The sequence below is a fragment of the Lutibacter sp. HS1-25 genome (genome assembly GCF_004121075.1).
In the GTDB taxonomy this organism is placed as follows: Bacteria; Bacteroidota; Bacteroidia; order Flavobacteriales; family Flavobacteriaceae; genus Lutibacter.
Genome location: NZ_RHLN01000013.1, coordinates 25,546 through 40,911, shown reverse-complemented (window position 1 = coordinate 40,911; position 15,366 = coordinate 25,546). Strand labels below are relative to the sequence as shown.

The following is a 15,366-nucleotide window of genomic DNA, read 5'->3' as shown; positions in this document are numbered from 1 at the left end:
AAATGTAATAAAAATATGGAACAAAAAAAAGCTCTCTAATTTTTTTAGAAAGCTTTTTAATAAGATAAACTTTTATGTATTAGTTTACAGCATCGCTAAATCCAGCACCTGCTTTAAATTTAACTACATTTTTAGCTTCAATATTAATGGTTTTTCCTGTTTGAGGGTTTCTACCACTTCTAGCCGCTCTTTTAGAGATAGACCAAGTTCCCCATCCTACTAGTGCAACTTTACCACCATCTTTAAGTGTTTTTGTTACATTGTCTGTTAATGATTCTAAAGCTAACTTTGCTGCTGCTTTTGAAATGCCAGCATCAGCTGCCATAGCATCAATTAAATCTGATTTGTTCATAATTTAAATCTTAATTTATTTTGGTTAAACATATTTCGCTAATAATAGCTTAACAAAGTTAGACGGAATAAGGGTTTGTGCAAGTTTTTAGCATAAAACTTGTTACTTTTGTTAATAAAAGAGGTTAAATGTTAATAACGTTTGTATTTTTTTTGTAAAAAAGCCTGTAAGCCTAGTAAAATATAGGTTTATTGTAAAATAGCTTGCTCGTTAAAACTAAAACCATTTAATAAACTTTTGCTATCCATTTTTCGTTTACCAGAAAGTTGTAAACTTTCAAGTATAATGTAACCATTTGTAACTGCAACTTTAATTTCATTTTTTGAAGTAATTATTTTACCATTTTTGTTTTGGTGGATTGCTTCTTCCTTTTTTACATCAAAAATCTTCAATTTAATTTCTTCATTATTATTTATCAAAGTTGTCCAAGCAGCAGGATAAGGGTTTAAACCTCTAATTAAATTGTAAATATTGTTTAAAGAATCGTTCCAGTTAATTTTACAGGTATCAGTAAATATTTTAGGAGCAGCTTTTTCTTCAATTTCAGGTTGTTTTGTAGTTGTAACAGTACCTTCTTTAATGGCTTGTACTGTTTTTACAACCAATTTACTACCAATATTCATTAATTTATCGTGTAATTCACCTAAAGTTTCATTTTCGCCAATTAAAACTTCTTCTTGTAAAATAATATTTCCGGTATCAATTTTTTCATCAATAAAAAAAGTTGTGACACCAGTTTTGGTATCACCATTTATAATAGCCCAATTTATAGGAGCAGCACCTCTATAATCTGGTAAAAGTGATGCGTGTAAATTAAAGGTTCCAAATTGGGGCATTTGCCAAACTACATTGGGTAACATTCTAAAAGCTACTACAATTTGTAAATTGGCATTTAAAGCTTTTAATTCAGCAATAAAATCTTCACTTTTTAAATTGGTAGGTTGTAATATATTTAATTGGTGTTCTAAAGCGTATGTTTTAACGGCAGACTGATTTAATTTTCGTCCTCTTCCTGCAGGTTTATCGGGTGCAGTAATTACGCCAACTACATTAAATTTTGCTTTTAACAAAGCATCTAAAGTAGCAACAGCAAAATCGGGCGTTCCCATAAATACAATTCTCAAATCTCTCATTATAAATTAAGTTTAAATTTATTTTGCGAAGTTATTGTTATTTTATTTTTCTCTAATAATATTTTTAAGGTATTTAAAATTTCATTTTCTGGGAAATTTAAAATATTTGAAAGTTGTTGCGATGACATTGGCTCTTTTTTTAAAGCTTCTGTAAGTTGAAAAACAATATCTTTTATGGGTGTTTTTTTAGCTTTTGAAGCCAAGCAAACATCACATTTACCGCAAGGTTCGGTTGTACGTTCGTTAAAGTAGGAGAGTAGCTGTGTTGTTCTGCAAACCTGGTTGTTTTCTATAAATTGAATTACTGATTTTAATTTTTCAAATTTCAATTCATTTTGCTGATTGATGCTTTTTGAAATTCGGTTTATGGTATAATCATCTTCTCTAATAACTAAAAAAGTAAGTTTTGAAGTTGTATCAGCATAAGCATAGTTTAAAATTCCAAGATCATTTAATTCTTTTAACTGGTTTATAACTTCTTTTTTTCGAAGGTTTAGTTTTTTTGAAATTACATATTCATTGATAACGGTAAAATGTTCAAAAACACCACCATAACTTCTTAAAATTAATTGAATTAAACTTTCTTTAGAAGGTGTATTTTCAATAAAATTAAATAGTTGTTGGTTACCAACAGTAAATCGAATGGTTGATTTTCGCGTATAATTTTCGTCAAGTAAAATAATGCTTTCGCGTTCTAAAATTTTAAGAGCATTGTAGGTTTGTAGTAAATTCAACTGATATTTAACACAAAATTCTTGCAGCGAAAAATTTACCGATTCAACAGGTGTTTCTCCAATAGAAACACTGTAAAACTGGTTTAAATGTGAATAAATTGTTTTTATAAATTTAACGGTTGCTATGTTTGAAACAAATTTGTTTTCGGTTTCAAATAAGCTTGCTTTATTGGTTAATAATACCGAATATGAATTTTTACCGTCTCTACCAGCCCTCCCAGCTTCTTGTATAAAATTTTCTAAGCTATTTGGTGTATTTATATGAATTACAGCTCTAACATTGGGTTTGTCTATTCCCATACCAAAGGCATTGGTAGCAACCATAATGGGTGTTTCATCTTGCATCCAACTATTAAAAGCATTGTTTTTTTCATCGTTTGATAAGCCACCGTGGTAAAAGCTACTTTTAAAACCGTTTCTGTTTAAAAATTTAGAAACTTCTTTTGTTTGTTTTCTATTGTTGGTATAAACAATGGTAGATTCATTAAACCGACTTAAAACCTGACGCAATTTTCCGTAAATATCTTCAGTAGTTATAATATGAAAAGCTAAATTATTTCGTTTAAATGATTTTTTAAAAATTTGAGCATTTTCAATTTCTAAATTTTGCTGAATATCATCTAACACTTTTTGTGTAGCCGTTGCTGTAAGAGCAATAACACTAGCTTTAGGCTGAAGTTCTTTTAATAATTTTAATTCTAAATACGAAGGTCTAAAATCGTGCCCCCATTCAGATATACAATGGGCTTCATCAATGGCGATTAATGATACGTTTAATTGTTTTATTTTTTCTTGAATAAATTTTGATTGTAATTTTTCGGGCGATAAATACAAGAATTTAATACCGCCAAATTGCAAATTGTCAAAAGCAATCACAATTTCATCTTGTGATAATTGTGAAGTTAAGGCAATGGCTTTGATATTTTTTTCTTGTAAGCTGTTAACTTGGTCTTTTATAAGAGCAATTAAAGGAGAAATAACAATACAAATACCTTCTAAAAGTAAAGCAGGAACCTGATAACAAATAGATTTACCACCACTTGTTGGTAGTAAAACAATACAATTTTCGCCGTTTAAAACACTATTTATAATAGCTTCTTGTGGTTCTCTAAATTGTGAGTGTTTCCAATATTTTTGAAGTATTTCTAAAGGCGTTTTCATTTTTTTATAAATGATAAAATAAAATCGGTTCGTTCTTTAACAGTGCCTTTTGGAACTTCAATAATTGGATAATTTAATTTTTTATAAGTTCGCTCTAAATGATTGTGAATGGCTAAAGCCTGTTCAAAATTTTCATAACGCTCATTATCGGTTATATAAATTTCTTCCCAAGGAGGCATTAAAAACACAAATTCATATCGGTACAAATTACTTTTTTGAATGTATGAATCTGGAAAATCAACACTAATATAATTTAAATAAGCGTGTACATCTGGAATTCCACGGTCAAAAAAAACGAGTTCACTGTTTTTTTTCTCAGATTCAAGATACTGATTGATACGACCTTCTAGTAGTAATTCGCTAAATAACAATGGTTTTGTTAAAAATAACTGTTCAATACCCTGGTCTCGGGCATTTAAAGTTACGGTTCTCGAAATTTCGGGCATACAGGTAAAATCAAGTTTTATTAAAGCTTCAATTACCGTAGATTTTCCTGTTCCAGGGCCTCCAGTGATTACAATTTTTCTTTGCATTTAACAAAAATAAGGTATTGGATAAATTTAACTAAAAATATTCTTGTAATTTTGTTAATTGATATTAACAAAATAATTGTTTAATTTGATGTCTATGCATCTAAATATAAATACCAATGAGCGATAAAAAAGCATTTTACGACAAACTAAAAACAGATTTAAATCAAGATACTACTTTTCCTTCAAAATATTTATTCAAATTTATTGTTCCTTCTAGCGAAGTAGCTATTCAGCAAATTGAAGATTTATTTGATTTTGGAGGTGCGGTTATCAATAAAAATGTATCTAAAACAGGAAAGTTTACAAGTGTATCGATACAGGTAATTATGGATAGTGCAGATGCTGTTATTGAAAAATACCGTGCTGCCGAAAAAATTGAAGGAATTATTTCTTTGTGATAGTTTTAACACCCTTTGCTGAAAATAAAAAATAAATTGCAGCGTTTTCTAAAAAAATAATTTAGCGCTTTTAAAAAGCAAAATAAACACTTTATGAAATTAAAATTGATTATAGCTTTTGCCTTTTTTGCAGGGGCAATTGCTAACTCCCAAAATTCAAATAAAATTTTATTTACAATAGATAATGAACCTTATTATTCAAGTGAATTTTTAGCAGTTTACAATAAAAACTTAAATGTTGTTCCAGATTCAAAAGACAATACAATAGAAAATTACCTACAATTATTTGTAGATTATAAGTTGAAAGTAAAAAATGCTAAAGAGATTGGTTTAGATACCGTTAAAAGTTATATAGATGAGTTAAAGCAATACAAAAATTCATTGATTTTACCTTATTTGGCAGATAAAGAGGTTACTGATAAGTTGGTAAAAGAAGCTTATGAACGCATGAAAATTCAAATTGATGCAAGTCATATTTTAATTTTTGTTGCTGAAGATGCAAAACCTGCAGACACTTTGGCGGCTTATAATAAATTGGTTGAAGCTAGAAACTTAATTGTAAATGGACAAGATTTTGAAGTCGTTGCAAAACAATTTTCTCAAGATCCATCTGCAGCTCAAAACGGAGGTAAACTAGGTTATTTCTCGGTTTTACAAATGGTTTATCCTTTTGAAAATGCAGCTTATTCAACAGCGGTTGGTGAGGTGTCTATGCCATTTAGAACAAAATTTGGCTATCATATTGTAAAAGTAAACGATATTAAAGAATCTCAGGGTGAAGTAGAAGTGGCTCATATTATGTTTAAAAATAAATCAGGAGAAATTTCTAAAAAAGTAGACTCAATTTATCAACTTGTGCTAAAAAATCCTGCTGATTTTGAAATGCTAGCTCAAAAATTTTCAGAAGACAATTCAAGTGCCCCAAATGGAGGGCGTTTAAAAAAGTTCAATTACGGACAAATGATTGAGGATTTTGCCGATGTGGCATTTTCTTTACAAAATGTTGGAGCTATTTCTAAACCATTTCAAACAGCATATGGTTGGCATATTGTTAAATTATTAAATAAATATCCTTTAGAGAGTTTTGAAGTTTTAAAACCAAAATTAACACAACAGGTAGAAAGTGATGAGCGTTCTAAATTGATAGGGAAATCTGTAGTTAATCGTTTGTTTAATGAATACAATGTTGAAGTTTATAATGAAGCATTGAATCAATTTAAAACAGATGATTGGAAGCAAAATCCAGAGAAATTTGACAAAAAACTACTTAAAATTCAGGATTTAGATATTTATCAAAATCAATTTATCAAATATCTTAATAGTGGAAATAATCAGACTTTAGAAGTAGCTTTTAAGGCTTTTCAAGAAGAAAATGTTTTAAATTATTACAAAGAAAATATACAATTTACAAATAAAGAGTTTGCAGCAACATACAAAGAGTTTGAAGAAGGATTGTTATTGTTTGCAATGTTAGAGAAACAAGTTTGGGATAAATCTAAAGACAGTATTGGATTGCAAAATTTTTATGAATCAAATAAAAATAGCAAGTATTTAGATAAAGATTTGGAAACAAATAAAGGACTTGTAATTTCCGATTATCAAAATTATTTAGAAAAAGTATGGGTTCAAGGATTGCATCAAAAATACCAAGTTGAATTTGTAGAGAGGGAGAAAAAACGTCTTTTTAAAGAAAATTTAAAATAATGAGATATTCTTTTTTATACATCATATTTTTGTTGTTTTTATTGCAATCTTGTGACTATTTTACCATAAAGGAAGAGTCTAAAGATGCAGTTGCACGTGTAAATGACACCTATTTGTATAAAACTGATTTGAAAAAAATTGTTTCTAGTGGTACTTCACAGCAAGACAGTATTTTAATAACTAATAACTATATAAATAATTGGGTTAAGCAGCAGTTATTATTGGCAAAAGCACAATTAAATTTAGAAAATAAAGCAGATCAATTTGATGAACTGGTAAAAAAATATCGCCAGGATTTGTATATAAATTCCTATAAAGAAGCTGTTGTTGCAGAGTATTTAAATACTGAAATTACAGATGAAGATATTGAAAAATTTTACAAAGAAAATGGTCAAAATTTTAAGATAAATGAAGAACTGCTAAAGTTGAAATATATTAAGTTAGGGAAAGATGTTTACGATAAAAAGGAGTTGATAAAACTTTTTAATTCTAATAAAAAAGAAGATTTATTAAAGTTAAAATCCAAAGAGCTATCTTTAACATCTCACCATTTAAATGATACAGTTTGGATTAAATATAGCGATTTTATTAATGAGGTTCCTCTGTTTAAAACCGTAAGTCGAGATGAGTTATTAAAAAATGACAATTTTATTCAAAAAGAAGACTCATTAAGCTTATATTTGGTGGCTGTAAAAAAAGTGTTAAATAGAAATGAGGTTGCACCAAAAAGTTATATAGCACCAACAATTAAGCAAATGATTTTGCACCAAAGAAAATTATTATTATTAAGAAATATTGAAGAAACATTAATAGATGATGCACGAAATAATCAACAATTTGAAATATATTAAATTTAAAAACACTTTAATTTTAACCTTTTTATTATGTTTTGCAGGATTAAATGCACAAACAGATAGTACTTATGTAAAAGGTGGGATTGGAAGCCCAATGCCAGATTTTAAGTCAGATACTGTAACAGTTGAAGCGCCACCAAAAGTGATTTCAGAGGCTAGATATAACAATCCGTTAAAGGTTAAAATAGATGGAGTTGCTGTTGTTATTGGTGATAATATTGTTTTAAATTCGGATATAGATAAATTCAAAAAAGAATTAGAATTGAGAATGGAAGGCGGAGATATTGGGATTTCTAATTGTGGAATATTAGAAGAAATAATGACTCAAAAATTAATTGCTCATATGGCAGTTATTGATAGTGTTGCAGTTTCTGAAGCCGAAGTAAATGAAGAAGTAGACCGTAATATCGATTATTTTAAACAACAATTAGGTTCTATGGAAAAAGTTGTTGCTATGTATGGTTTTAATGATGAAGACGATTTAAGAAAAGAATTGTATGAAATTCAAAAAGAGCAATTGTTAATTCGTAGAGAAAGCGCTTCAATTACTGAAAATATTGATGTTACTCCTGAAGAAGTAAGAACTTATTTTAAAAACTTAGAAGTTGATGGTGAATTACCTGAATTTAGTACAGAAATTGTTTTAGCTCAAATTGTAAAAACAATGAAGCCTACTGATGAGGAAACCGAAAGGGTGATTGACAAATTAAATGAAATTAAAAAAGAAGTTGAAGAAGGTTTTAGTTTTAGGTTAAAAGCAATTATAAATTCAGACGATCCTGCGGTGTCTAGTAAAGGACCTGGATCTGGAGGGCAATATACAATTACACGTCAAAGTGGGTTTATAAAGGAGTTTAAAGAAGTTGCGTTTAGTTTAGACGAAGGTCAAGTTTCTGATCCATTTAAATCAAGTTTTGGTTATCATATTATTTTGGTAGATAAAATTAAAGGTCAAGAACGTGTTGTTAGTCATATTTTAATTCAGCCTAAAATTAGTTCAGCCGAAATGAAAGCAGCTGAAGATGAGTTGAAATCAATACGCGATAAAATATTAAATGGTGAAATTACCTTTGCTGAAGCAGTATTACAATACTCTGACGATAAAGAAAACAAAACAAGTGGAGGGTTGATTATGAATCCAGAGACAAATGATACAAAATTTGATCTTACACGTATGGATCCACAATTGTATAACCGTGTTAGTAGTTTAAAACCCGATGAAATAACACAACCATTTTATGAAGAAGTGAGAGGTGGAGATAAAATGTTTAAAATGATAAAAGTTGTTGGAAAAATCGATGCTCACACAGCTAATTTTTCTGATGATTATGAGAAAATTCAACAATTGGCATTGCAAAAAAAGAAAGAAGAAACTATAAATAAATGGGCACAGGAAAAGTTGATGGATACTTATATTAAAATAAATAGTCCGCATACCGAATGTGATTTTGAAAAAAACTGGAAAAAAGAAAAATAAAAAATGTCTGATGTTACTGCTTTAAAATTATTGGTCGAGAAATACGATGCTTTAAAACAAGAAATTGGAAAAGTAATTGTTGGACAGCATAAGGCAGTAGATCTTATATTACTTTCAATTTTTAGTGGTGGTCATTCATTGCTGATTGGAGTACCTGGGTTGGCTAAAACCTTGATGGTTCACACTATAGCATCGACTTTAGGTCTCGATTTTAAAAGAATTCAGTTTACACCAGATTTGATGCCTTCAGATATTTTAGGAAGTGAAATTTTAGACGAAACCAATCATTTTAAATTTATCAAAGGGCCTGTTTTTAGCAATATAATTTTAGCCGATGAAATAAACCGTACGCCACCTAAAACGCAAGCAGCCTTGTTAGAAGCTATGCAAGAGCGTACTGTAACTGTTGCGGGTCATCATCACGTTTTGGCTAAACCTTTTTTTGTATTGGCAACGCAAAACCCAATTGAACAGGAAGGAACATATCCTTTACCAGAAGCACAATTAGATCGTTTTATGTTTTCAATTCAGTTGGATTATCCAAGTTTTGACGACGAAGTTGCTGTTGTAAAAAGCACCACAAGCGATTTAAAACAGCAAATTAACACTTTATTATCTGCGGAAGAAATTACAAATTTTCAGCATCTTGTAAGACGAATTCCCGTAGCAGATAATGTAATAGAATACGCAGTGAAATTGGTGTCTAAAACACGTCCAAATTCTGTACATTCTACTGAAATTGTAAATAACTACATAGATTGGGGTGCAGGACCAAGAGCTTCTCAAAATTTAATTTTAGCAGCCAAAGCCAATGCAGCTGTAAATGGAAAATATTCACCAGATATTGAAGATGTTCAATCGGTTGCGTATGCTATTTTAAAGCATAGGATTGTAAAAAATTACAAAGCAGAAGCTGAAGGTATTAATGAAAAGAAAATTATAGAATCTTTATTCTAATTCTGCTGATTTATTTTCAAAAAAGCTAAACATATTTCCACCATATTTTTTTTGATAACTTAAGTGTTGGTTTTTATCTAAATTTGTATGTTTAGAATGTTCAACAATTAAAAGCCCATCTTCGTTTAGTAGGTTGTTATCAAATACCAATGCAATTATTTTTTCAAATAATTCCTGCTCAAATTCATAAGGTGGATCTGCAAAAATAACATCAAATTTACCAGTACATTTTTCTAAAAATTTAAATACATCGCTTTTGTATGCATTGATATTTAGGTCTAATTGTTGTGCTGTAGTGTTTATAAATTTCACACAACCAAAATGTGCATCAACGGCGGTTATTTTTTCGGTTCCTCTTGATCCAAATTCGTAACTAATATTTCCAGTTCCAGAAAATAAATCTAGTACAGAGACATCGTTTAAAAAATATAAGTTATTTAAAATATTAAACAAAGCTTCCTTTGCCATATCAGTTGTTGGCCTAACGGGTAACGTTTTAGGAGCTTGAATACGTTTGCTTTTGTGTTTTCCAGAGATGATGCGCATTATATTTGATTTAGCAGCGTAAAGTTAGAATGCGCTGAAATGGTTTCTTTTAAAAATGAAGAGAAATGTTGTGGCTTGTAAAACTCAATATTTCTAATGTATTGAAATAAAATAGCATACAGATCTGATTTTTCTTCGATATCTCCTAATAAAACGACTTTTAGTTCCTCAGGGTTTAAATTTAACTGTTCGGCTGTAAAAAGGATGTAATAGATAAAATCTTCTTTTGTTTTAAAGGTAAAACAGTTAAATAATTGTAGTTTTTTATTGGTGAAAATTGCAATCTCAAAATTATTTCCAGTAACATTTATAAAGCAACAATCTTTAGTAGCATGTTTAAATTCTTGTAATAATTTTTCAATAAATATGGTTGAAGAATGTTTAAACTCAAATGAACCATAACAATCTATAAAAAAATTATTAATGTTTACAAAAGGGATGTACACATTTACAATTTCCGAATTATACAGTTGATCGTAAGTTATATAATCATTTTCTAATACTTTAACGCTATACTGTAAATAGTCTGCTAAATTTTCTTTTTCAAAAAAAGGCAAAGGTACTTGGCTTACAAGATTGTTAAAGTGTGAAACGCTGACAGATTTATAGTTGATTTTTAGCAACTCTTCCTTTTTAAAAAGTTCTTCAACCATTTCTAAATGTTGAAAAGGACTTAAGGTGTTACCTTCAAATTTATAAATAGCAATAGCGCCAAATTCTTCTACAGCTTTGTTATAAATACAAAAAGAAAATCCATCCAAACTCAATTGGATGGATAAATGATTTTCTTCTAGATTTTTATAATCTATCTGATTATTAGTTTTCTTTTTTATCTTTGTTATCATATGATGGTGGCCAGTTACCGTCTTCACTAACTTCGCCTAAAGATCCTATTTTAATATATTCACCTCTAATTTCTTCACCTCCAATAGCTTCTTTTTCTTGCTTTACAAGGTTAGTGTCCATTCCTTCTAATATCAAGGCTTTGTCTACTTTTACTTCAAAAACTTGCGCTTTTAAACCAGCAACTTTTTCAATTTCTCCTAGTTCAATTTTAAATTTTTCGTTAGTACCAGGAATATTCATCATGTTTTTGTAGTCTAAACCTGCAAATTGAGCTCTAACATCTTCATAACCAATAGTGTCAACAACTCTAATTTCAATTTCTTTAGTAATACCACCACCAACATTTATTGTTTGAGGAACGTTTCTTGTTTGTGTTAATGCGTATTTAGCAGTGTCAATAAATTTTATTAAATCTTCACCGTTAGCATTGTAACTTCCTGTTACTTTTTTGTGAGCAACTTCAGCATCACGAATCATTTTTAATTGCTCAATTACTTTTGAATATTTAGCTACTTTTTCTTTGTTAAATAAGATAGGTTTTCTTATTTCGAAATTGATTTTGTAAATTAAAAGTCCTGCTAAACAAATAAGTACAACTGAGATTAACCAATGTAATTTTTTTGGAACGAAATTCACTACTCCGTATGCTATTAAACCCGTAACTATTATACCTGCTACAATAATTAATAATGTTATCATTTTATATATGTTATTTTTTGTGTGTACGCAAATCTACAAATTTTTTTTAATGAGAAAAACTTTTAAGCATAAATCAATTTGTATATTTGTTTTTTTTTAAAATATGATTAAAACGGCCTCTGAATTTTATAAAATTTTAATCCAAAAGTTTCCTTTTGAACCTACAATTTCTCAAGATTTATTACTTACAAAACTCACAGATTTTATTTTCGATAAAAATAAGAACAGTTTGTTTTTAATTAAAGGTTATGCTGGTACAGGAAAAACAACGACTATTAGTACTGTTGTAAATAATTTATGGCATATTGGTAAAAAGGCTGTTTTGTTGGCTCCAACCGGAAGAGCTGCAAAGGTTATTTCTGGATATGCTAATAAACAAGCATTTACAATTCATAAAAAGATTTATTTTCCAAAAAAAAATAAGTCAGGTGGTGTAGATTTTACTTTACAGCCTAATAAACACAACAATACCATTTTTATAGTTGATGAGGCGTCTATGATACCTGATGGATCTGATAAAGTTAAATTATTTGAGAATAACTCTTTATTAGATGATTTAATGTCTTATGTATATTCGGGTGTTGGTTGTAAAATTATTTTTATTGGTGATACCGCTCAACTACCACCAGTAAAATTAGATATTAGTCCGGCATTAGATGCTAAAAAGTTAGAACTTAACTACGATAAAGTAGTTACTGAAATTGAATTAAGTGAGGTTATGCGTCAGCATGAAGCATCGGGGATACTTATTAATGCGACCGATTTAAGATTTATAATAGCCAATATTGGGTCAAATACATTTCAATTTCAATTGGGTTTTCCAGATTTGATTAGATTGGTTGATGGTTATGATATTGAAGACGCTATTCATTCAGCTTATGATAATATAGGTGTAGAGGATACTGCATTTATTGTTAGATCTAATAAAAGAGCAAATCAATACAATCAGCAAATAAGAAGTAAAATACGAGGTCAGGAAAATGAAATCTCTACGGGCGATTATGTAATGGTTGTTAAAAACAATTATTTTTGGCTTAAAGATTCGAGTGATGCTGGTTTTATTGCCAACGGAGATATTTGTGAAATTTTGGAAATTAAAAATATAAAGGAGTTGTATGGTTTTCGTTTTGCGGAAGTTACCATTAGAATGATTGATTATCCAAATCAAAAGCCTTTTGAAACGGTATTGTTATTAGATACACTGGCATCAGAATCCCCTTCTTTAACATATGAAGAATCAAATAGATTGTATCATGAAGTTGGGAAAGATTTTGCTCATGAAAAATCTAAGTACAAACAGTTGTTAGGTATAAAAGCCAATCAATACTTTAATGCGTTGCAAATTAAATTTGCTTATGCAGTTACTTGTCATAAATCACAAGGAGGGCAATGGAAAACTGTTTTTATAGAACAACCATATTTACCTAACGGAGAAGGAGTTGAATATTACCGTTGGTTGTATACAGCGCTTACAAGAGCACAAGAAAAAGTATATTTGATAGGTTTTAAAAATGAATGTTTTATTGAGTAGTTTCTGGTAGCAGTTTTCATGTTTTAAATAATAGTGACTTAAATTTATACGTTTTAGTTTACAGCGATTTAAAATATGTTATTTTTTTGATTGCATTGTGTTAGGGATAGCAGCGGCATCCTTTTTTATATTGCAACGCAGTGGAAATGTAAAAAAGATATAGCGAATAGCCCGACCGATAGGGAACACCCATATAAAACAATTTAAAATTTGAGGTTTTTTGTTGATATTACTTACATTTAGCTTTAATTTTTTAATAATTGGCTAGACTTGAATGTTAGGTCAATTTTATAAACTTCAAACTTCTAGTATTAAGTGTGTTAAGTTGTTTTTTAAAAAAATGAGCACTTTTTAACACGTCATTTTAAATTTTGATATTAAATTACACAAACCATTCATTTTCTTCTTGTTAGATTAAAAATAAATACGTAAATTTGCACTCCTTTTTACGAGTACAGATTTAAAAAGGAATATAGATAAATAATTATATAAATAATCTCTTGGAGTTGTTATCGTTTAAAAATCTGAATAACAATAAGATACAAATTTTAATCATCAGCAAACATGTCTGAAGAAACAAAAAATACTGAAGAGCAAGTAAATGCTCCTGAAGTGCAAAAAACAGCAGCTGTAGAGGTTGCAAAAGTAAGTCCTGAACAATTTTTAGAAAGTTTTGATTGGCACAAATACGAAGAAGGTATTGAAGCTATTGACGAAGAAAACTTAAAAGCTTTTGAAGCTGCCTTAGATGGTACTTTAGGTTTGGTTAAAGAACGTGAGGTAATTGACGGAAAAGTTGTAAGAAAAACTGACCGTGAAGCAATTATTGATATCAATTCTAAATCAGAAGGAGTTATTTCATTAAACGAATTTCGTTACAATCCTAACTTAAAAGTTGGTGATATTGTTGAAGTTTTAGTAGATAAAAGAGAAGATAGTACTGGTCAATTGGTATTATCACATAAAAAAGCAAGAGTTATTAAAGCTTGGGATCGTGTAAATAATGCACACGAAACAGGTGAAGTAGTAAACGGTTTTGTAAAATGTAGAACTCGTGGTGGTATGATTGTAGATGTTTTTGGAATTGAAGCATTCTTACCAGGTTCTCAAATTGATGTTAAACCAATTAGAGATTACGATCAATACGTAGAGAAAACAATGGAATTCAAAGTTGTTAAAATCAACCAAGAATTTAAAAACGTTGTTGTATCTCACAAAGCGCTTATTGAAGCAGATATTGAGGTTCAAAAGAAAGAAATTATTGGTAAATTAGAAAAAGGACAAGTATTAGAAGGTGTTGTTAAAAACATTACTTCTTATGGTGTATTTGTTGATTTAGGTGGTGTTGATGGATTAATCCACATTACAGATTTATCATGGTCAAGAATTAACCACCCAAGTGAAGTGGTTGAATTAGACCAAGTATTAAACGTTGTAATTCTTGATTTTGATGATGAGAAAACAAGAATCCAATTAGGTTTAAAACAATTAAACGCTCACCCATGGGAAGCTTTAGATGCTAACATTGCTGTTGGTGATACTGTAAAAGGTAAAGTAGTTGTACTTGCTGATTATGGTGCATTTATTGAAGTAGCACAAGGTGTTGAAGGTTTAATCCACGTTTCTGAAATGTCTTGGTCAACACATTTACGTTCTGCACAAGATTTCGTATCTGTAGGTGATGAAGTTGAAGCTCAAGTTTTAACTTTAGATAGAGAAGAAAGAAAAATGAGTTTAGGTATTAAACAATTACATCCAGATCCTTGGACTGATATTGCTAAAAAATACCCTGTAGGTTCTTCTCACATTGGTATTGTACGTAACTATACTAACTTTGGTGTTTTTGTTGAATTAGAAGAAGGAATTGACGGATTGGTTTACATTTCTGATCTTTCTTGGACTAAGAAAATTAAACATCCATCTGACTTTACATCTGTAGGTGATAAATTAGAGGTTCAAGTATTAGAATTAGATGTTGAAGGACGTAAATTAAACTTAGGTCACAAACAAACTAATGACAATCCTTGGGATGTTCATGAAGATACTTACGCTATTGATTCTGTACATACAGGTACTGTAAAAGATAAAAGCGATAAAGGTTTAATCATTACTTTTGAAGATAATGTTGAAGCTTTTGTACCAAGTAGATTTACAACTAAAGAAGATGGTTCTAAATTAGCGAAAGGTGAAACTGCAGAATTCAAAGTTCTTGAATTTAACAAAGAATTTAGAAGAATTGTAGCTTCTCACACTTCAATATTTAAAGCTCAAGAAGAGAAAAATATCAAAGTAGCTCAGAAAAAAGCTGATACTGCTGAGAAAATTACTCTTGGAGACTTAAATGACGATTTAGCTGCATTGAAGAAAAAAATGGAAGGTGGTAACTAATCACTCCTAAATTTTTATAATTAAAAAGCTGTATCATTTGATACAGCTTTTTT

At 29.5% G+C, this 15,366-nt stretch carries 14 protein-coding genes; 7 read left to right on the top strand and 7 right to left on the bottom strand.

Annotation, left to right across the window (positions count from 1 at the left end; genetic code table 11):
• Window positions 1-79: 79 nt before the first annotated feature.
• The 4 genes from EC396_RS06645 to EC396_RS06630 form a co-directional block, all read right to left on the bottom strand.
• A complete protein-coding gene (locus EC396_RS06645; protein WP_129365924.1) occupies window positions 80-352 on the bottom strand; it encodes an HU family DNA-binding protein in 273 nt (90 codons plus the stop codon).
• Window positions 353-540: 188 nt separating this feature from the next.
• The gene (gene fmt / locus EC396_RS06640) at window positions 541-1,485 is read right to left on the bottom strand and encodes a methionyl-tRNA formyltransferase (RefSeq protein ID WP_205757921.1); all 945 of its coding nucleotides are present in this window, start codon (window positions 1,483-1,485) and stop codon (window positions 541-543) included.
• Window positions 1,485-3,380, bottom strand: coding sequence for an ATP-dependent DNA helicase RecQ (locus EC396_RS06635; protein ID WP_129365923.1), 1,896 nt, complete (start codon window positions 3,378-3,380; stop codon window positions 1,485-1,487). The genes fmt and EC396_RS06635 overlap by 1 nt, the downstream gene beginning before the upstream one ends.
• Window positions 3,377-3,913, bottom strand: a complete 537-nt coding sequence (locus EC396_RS06630; protein ID WP_129365922.1) for an AAA family ATPase — start codon at window positions 3,911-3,913, stop codon at window positions 3,377-3,379. The genes EC396_RS06635 and EC396_RS06630 overlap by 4 nt, the downstream gene beginning before the upstream one ends.
• A 116-nt stretch (window positions 3,914-4,029) precedes the next feature.
• Between EC396_RS06630 and EC396_RS06625 the strand changes: the two genes are divergently transcribed.
• From EC396_RS06625 to EC396_RS06605, 5 genes are all read left to right on the top strand, one after another.
• Window positions 4,030-4,311: a DUF493 family protein gene (locus tag EC396_RS06625; RefSeq protein WP_129365921.1), complete on the top strand. Its 282-nt coding sequence runs from the start codon at window positions 4,030-4,032 to the stop codon at window positions 4,309-4,311.
• A 93-nt stretch (window positions 4,312-4,404) separates the two neighbouring features.
• Window positions 4,405-6,015 (top strand): peptidylprolyl isomerase, encoded by a 1,611-nt coding sequence (locus EC396_RS06620; RefSeq protein WP_129365920.1) that lies wholly within the window; start codon window positions 4,405-4,407, stop codon window positions 6,013-6,015.
• Complete coding sequence (locus tag EC396_RS06615; protein WP_129365919.1) at window positions 6,015-6,866, top strand: peptidyl-prolyl cis-trans isomerase; 852 nt, start codon at window positions 6,015-6,017, stop codon at window positions 6,864-6,866. Before EC396_RS06620 ends, EC396_RS06615 begins: the two co-directional genes overlap by 1 nt.
• On the top strand, window positions 6,829-8,346 hold the full coding sequence (locus tag EC396_RS06610; RefSeq protein ID WP_129365918.1) for a peptidylprolyl isomerase: 1,518 nt from the start codon (window positions 6,829-6,831) through the stop codon (window positions 8,344-8,346). Before EC396_RS06615 ends, EC396_RS06610 begins: the two co-directional genes overlap by 38 nt.
• 3 nt (window positions 8,347-8,349) lie before the next feature.
• Window positions 8,350-9,303 carry a MoxR family ATPase gene (locus EC396_RS06605; protein ID WP_129365917.1) on the top strand — a complete coding sequence of 318 codons (954 nt, stop codon included), beginning with the start codon at window positions 8,350-8,352 and terminating at the stop codon, window positions 9,301-9,303.
• Here the strand turns inward: EC396_RS06605 and rsmD are convergent.
• The 3 genes from rsmD to EC396_RS06590 are packed head-to-tail and all read right to left on the bottom strand — an operon-like array spanning window position 9,295 to window position 11,394.
• Entirely contained in the window at window positions 9,295-9,849 is a 555-nt protein-coding gene (gene rsmD / locus EC396_RS06600) for a 16S rRNA (guanine(966)-N(2))-methyltransferase RsmD (protein ID WP_129365916.1), read from the bottom strand. The genes EC396_RS06605 and rsmD overlap by 9 nt on opposite strands.
• Entirely contained in the window at window positions 9,849-10,694 is an 846-nt protein-coding gene (locus tag EC396_RS06595; RefSeq protein ID WP_129365915.1) for a DUF3822 family protein, read from the bottom strand. Before EC396_RS06595 ends, rsmD begins: the two co-directional genes overlap by 1 nt.
• A complete protein-coding gene (locus tag EC396_RS06590) occupies window positions 10,666-11,394 on the bottom strand; it encodes a hypothetical protein (protein ID WP_129365914.1) in 729 nt (242 codons plus the stop codon). Before EC396_RS06590 ends, EC396_RS06595 begins: the two co-directional genes overlap by 29 nt.
• A 103-nt stretch (window positions 11,395-11,497) precedes the next feature.
• On the opposite strand from EC396_RS06590, the gene EC396_RS06585 reads away from it, so the two are divergent.
• Both EC396_RS06585 and rpsA read left to right on the top strand, forming a co-directional pair.
• Window positions 11,498-12,925, top strand: coding sequence for an ATP-dependent RecD-like DNA helicase (locus tag EC396_RS06585; protein WP_129365913.1), 1,428 nt, complete (start codon window positions 11,498-11,500; stop codon window positions 12,923-12,925).
• 564 nt (window positions 12,926-13,489) lie between these two features.
• A complete protein-coding gene (gene rpsA / locus EC396_RS06580) occupies window positions 13,490-15,313 on the top strand; it encodes a 30S ribosomal protein S1 (protein WP_129365912.1) in 1,824 nt (607 codons plus the stop codon).
• Window positions 15,314-15,366 lie beyond the last annotated feature (53 nt).

Excerpts from the sequence above, each read along its gene's own strand:
- EC396_RS06645 (WP_129365924.1), bottom strand. The coding sequence starts at position 352 with ATGAACAAATCAGATTTAATTGATGCTATGGCAGCTGATGCTGGCATT.
- fmt (WP_205757921.1), bottom strand. The coding sequence starts at position 1,485 with ATGAGAGATTTGAGAATTGTATTTATGGGAACGCCCGATTTTGCTGTT.
- EC396_RS06635 (WP_129365923.1), bottom strand. The coding sequence starts at position 3,380 with ATGAAAACGCCTTTAGAAATACTTCAAAAATATTGGAAACACTCACAA.
- EC396_RS06630 (WP_129365922.1), bottom strand. The coding sequence starts at position 3,913 with ATGCAAAGAAAAATTGTAATCACTGGAGGCCCTGGAACAGGAAAATCT.
- EC396_RS06625 (WP_129365921.1), top strand. The coding sequence starts at position 4,030 with ATGAGCGATAAAAAAGCATTTTACGACAAACTAAAAACAGATTTAAAT.
- EC396_RS06620 (WP_129365920.1), top strand. The coding sequence starts at position 4,405 with ATGAAATTAAAATTGATTATAGCTTTTGCCTTTTTTGCAGGGGCAATT.
- EC396_RS06615 (WP_129365919.1), top strand. The coding sequence starts at position 6,015 with ATGAGATATTCTTTTTTATACATCATATTTTTGTTGTTTTTATTGCAA.
- EC396_RS06610 (WP_129365918.1), top strand. The coding sequence starts at position 6,829 with ATGATGCACGAAATAATCAACAATTTGAAATATATTAAATTTAAAAAC.
- EC396_RS06605 (WP_129365917.1), top strand. The coding sequence starts at position 8,350 with ATGTCTGATGTTACTGCTTTAAAATTATTGGTCGAGAAATACGATGCT.
- rsmD (WP_129365916.1), bottom strand. The coding sequence starts at position 9,849 with ATGCGCATCATCTCTGGAAAACACAAAAGCAAACGTATTCAAGCTCCT.
- EC396_RS06595 (WP_129365915.1), bottom strand. The coding sequence starts at position 10,694 with ATGATAACAAAGATAAAAAAGAAAACTAATAATCAGATAGATTATAAA.
- EC396_RS06590 (WP_129365914.1), bottom strand. The coding sequence starts at position 11,394 with ATGATAACATTATTAATTATTGTAGCAGGTATAATAGTTACGGGTTTA.
- EC396_RS06585 (WP_129365913.1), top strand. The coding sequence starts at position 11,498 with ATGATTAAAACGGCCTCTGAATTTTATAAAATTTTAATCCAAAAGTTT.
- rpsA (WP_129365912.1), top strand. The coding sequence starts at position 13,490 with ATGTCTGAAGAAACAAAAAATACTGAAGAGCAAGTAAATGCTCCTGAA.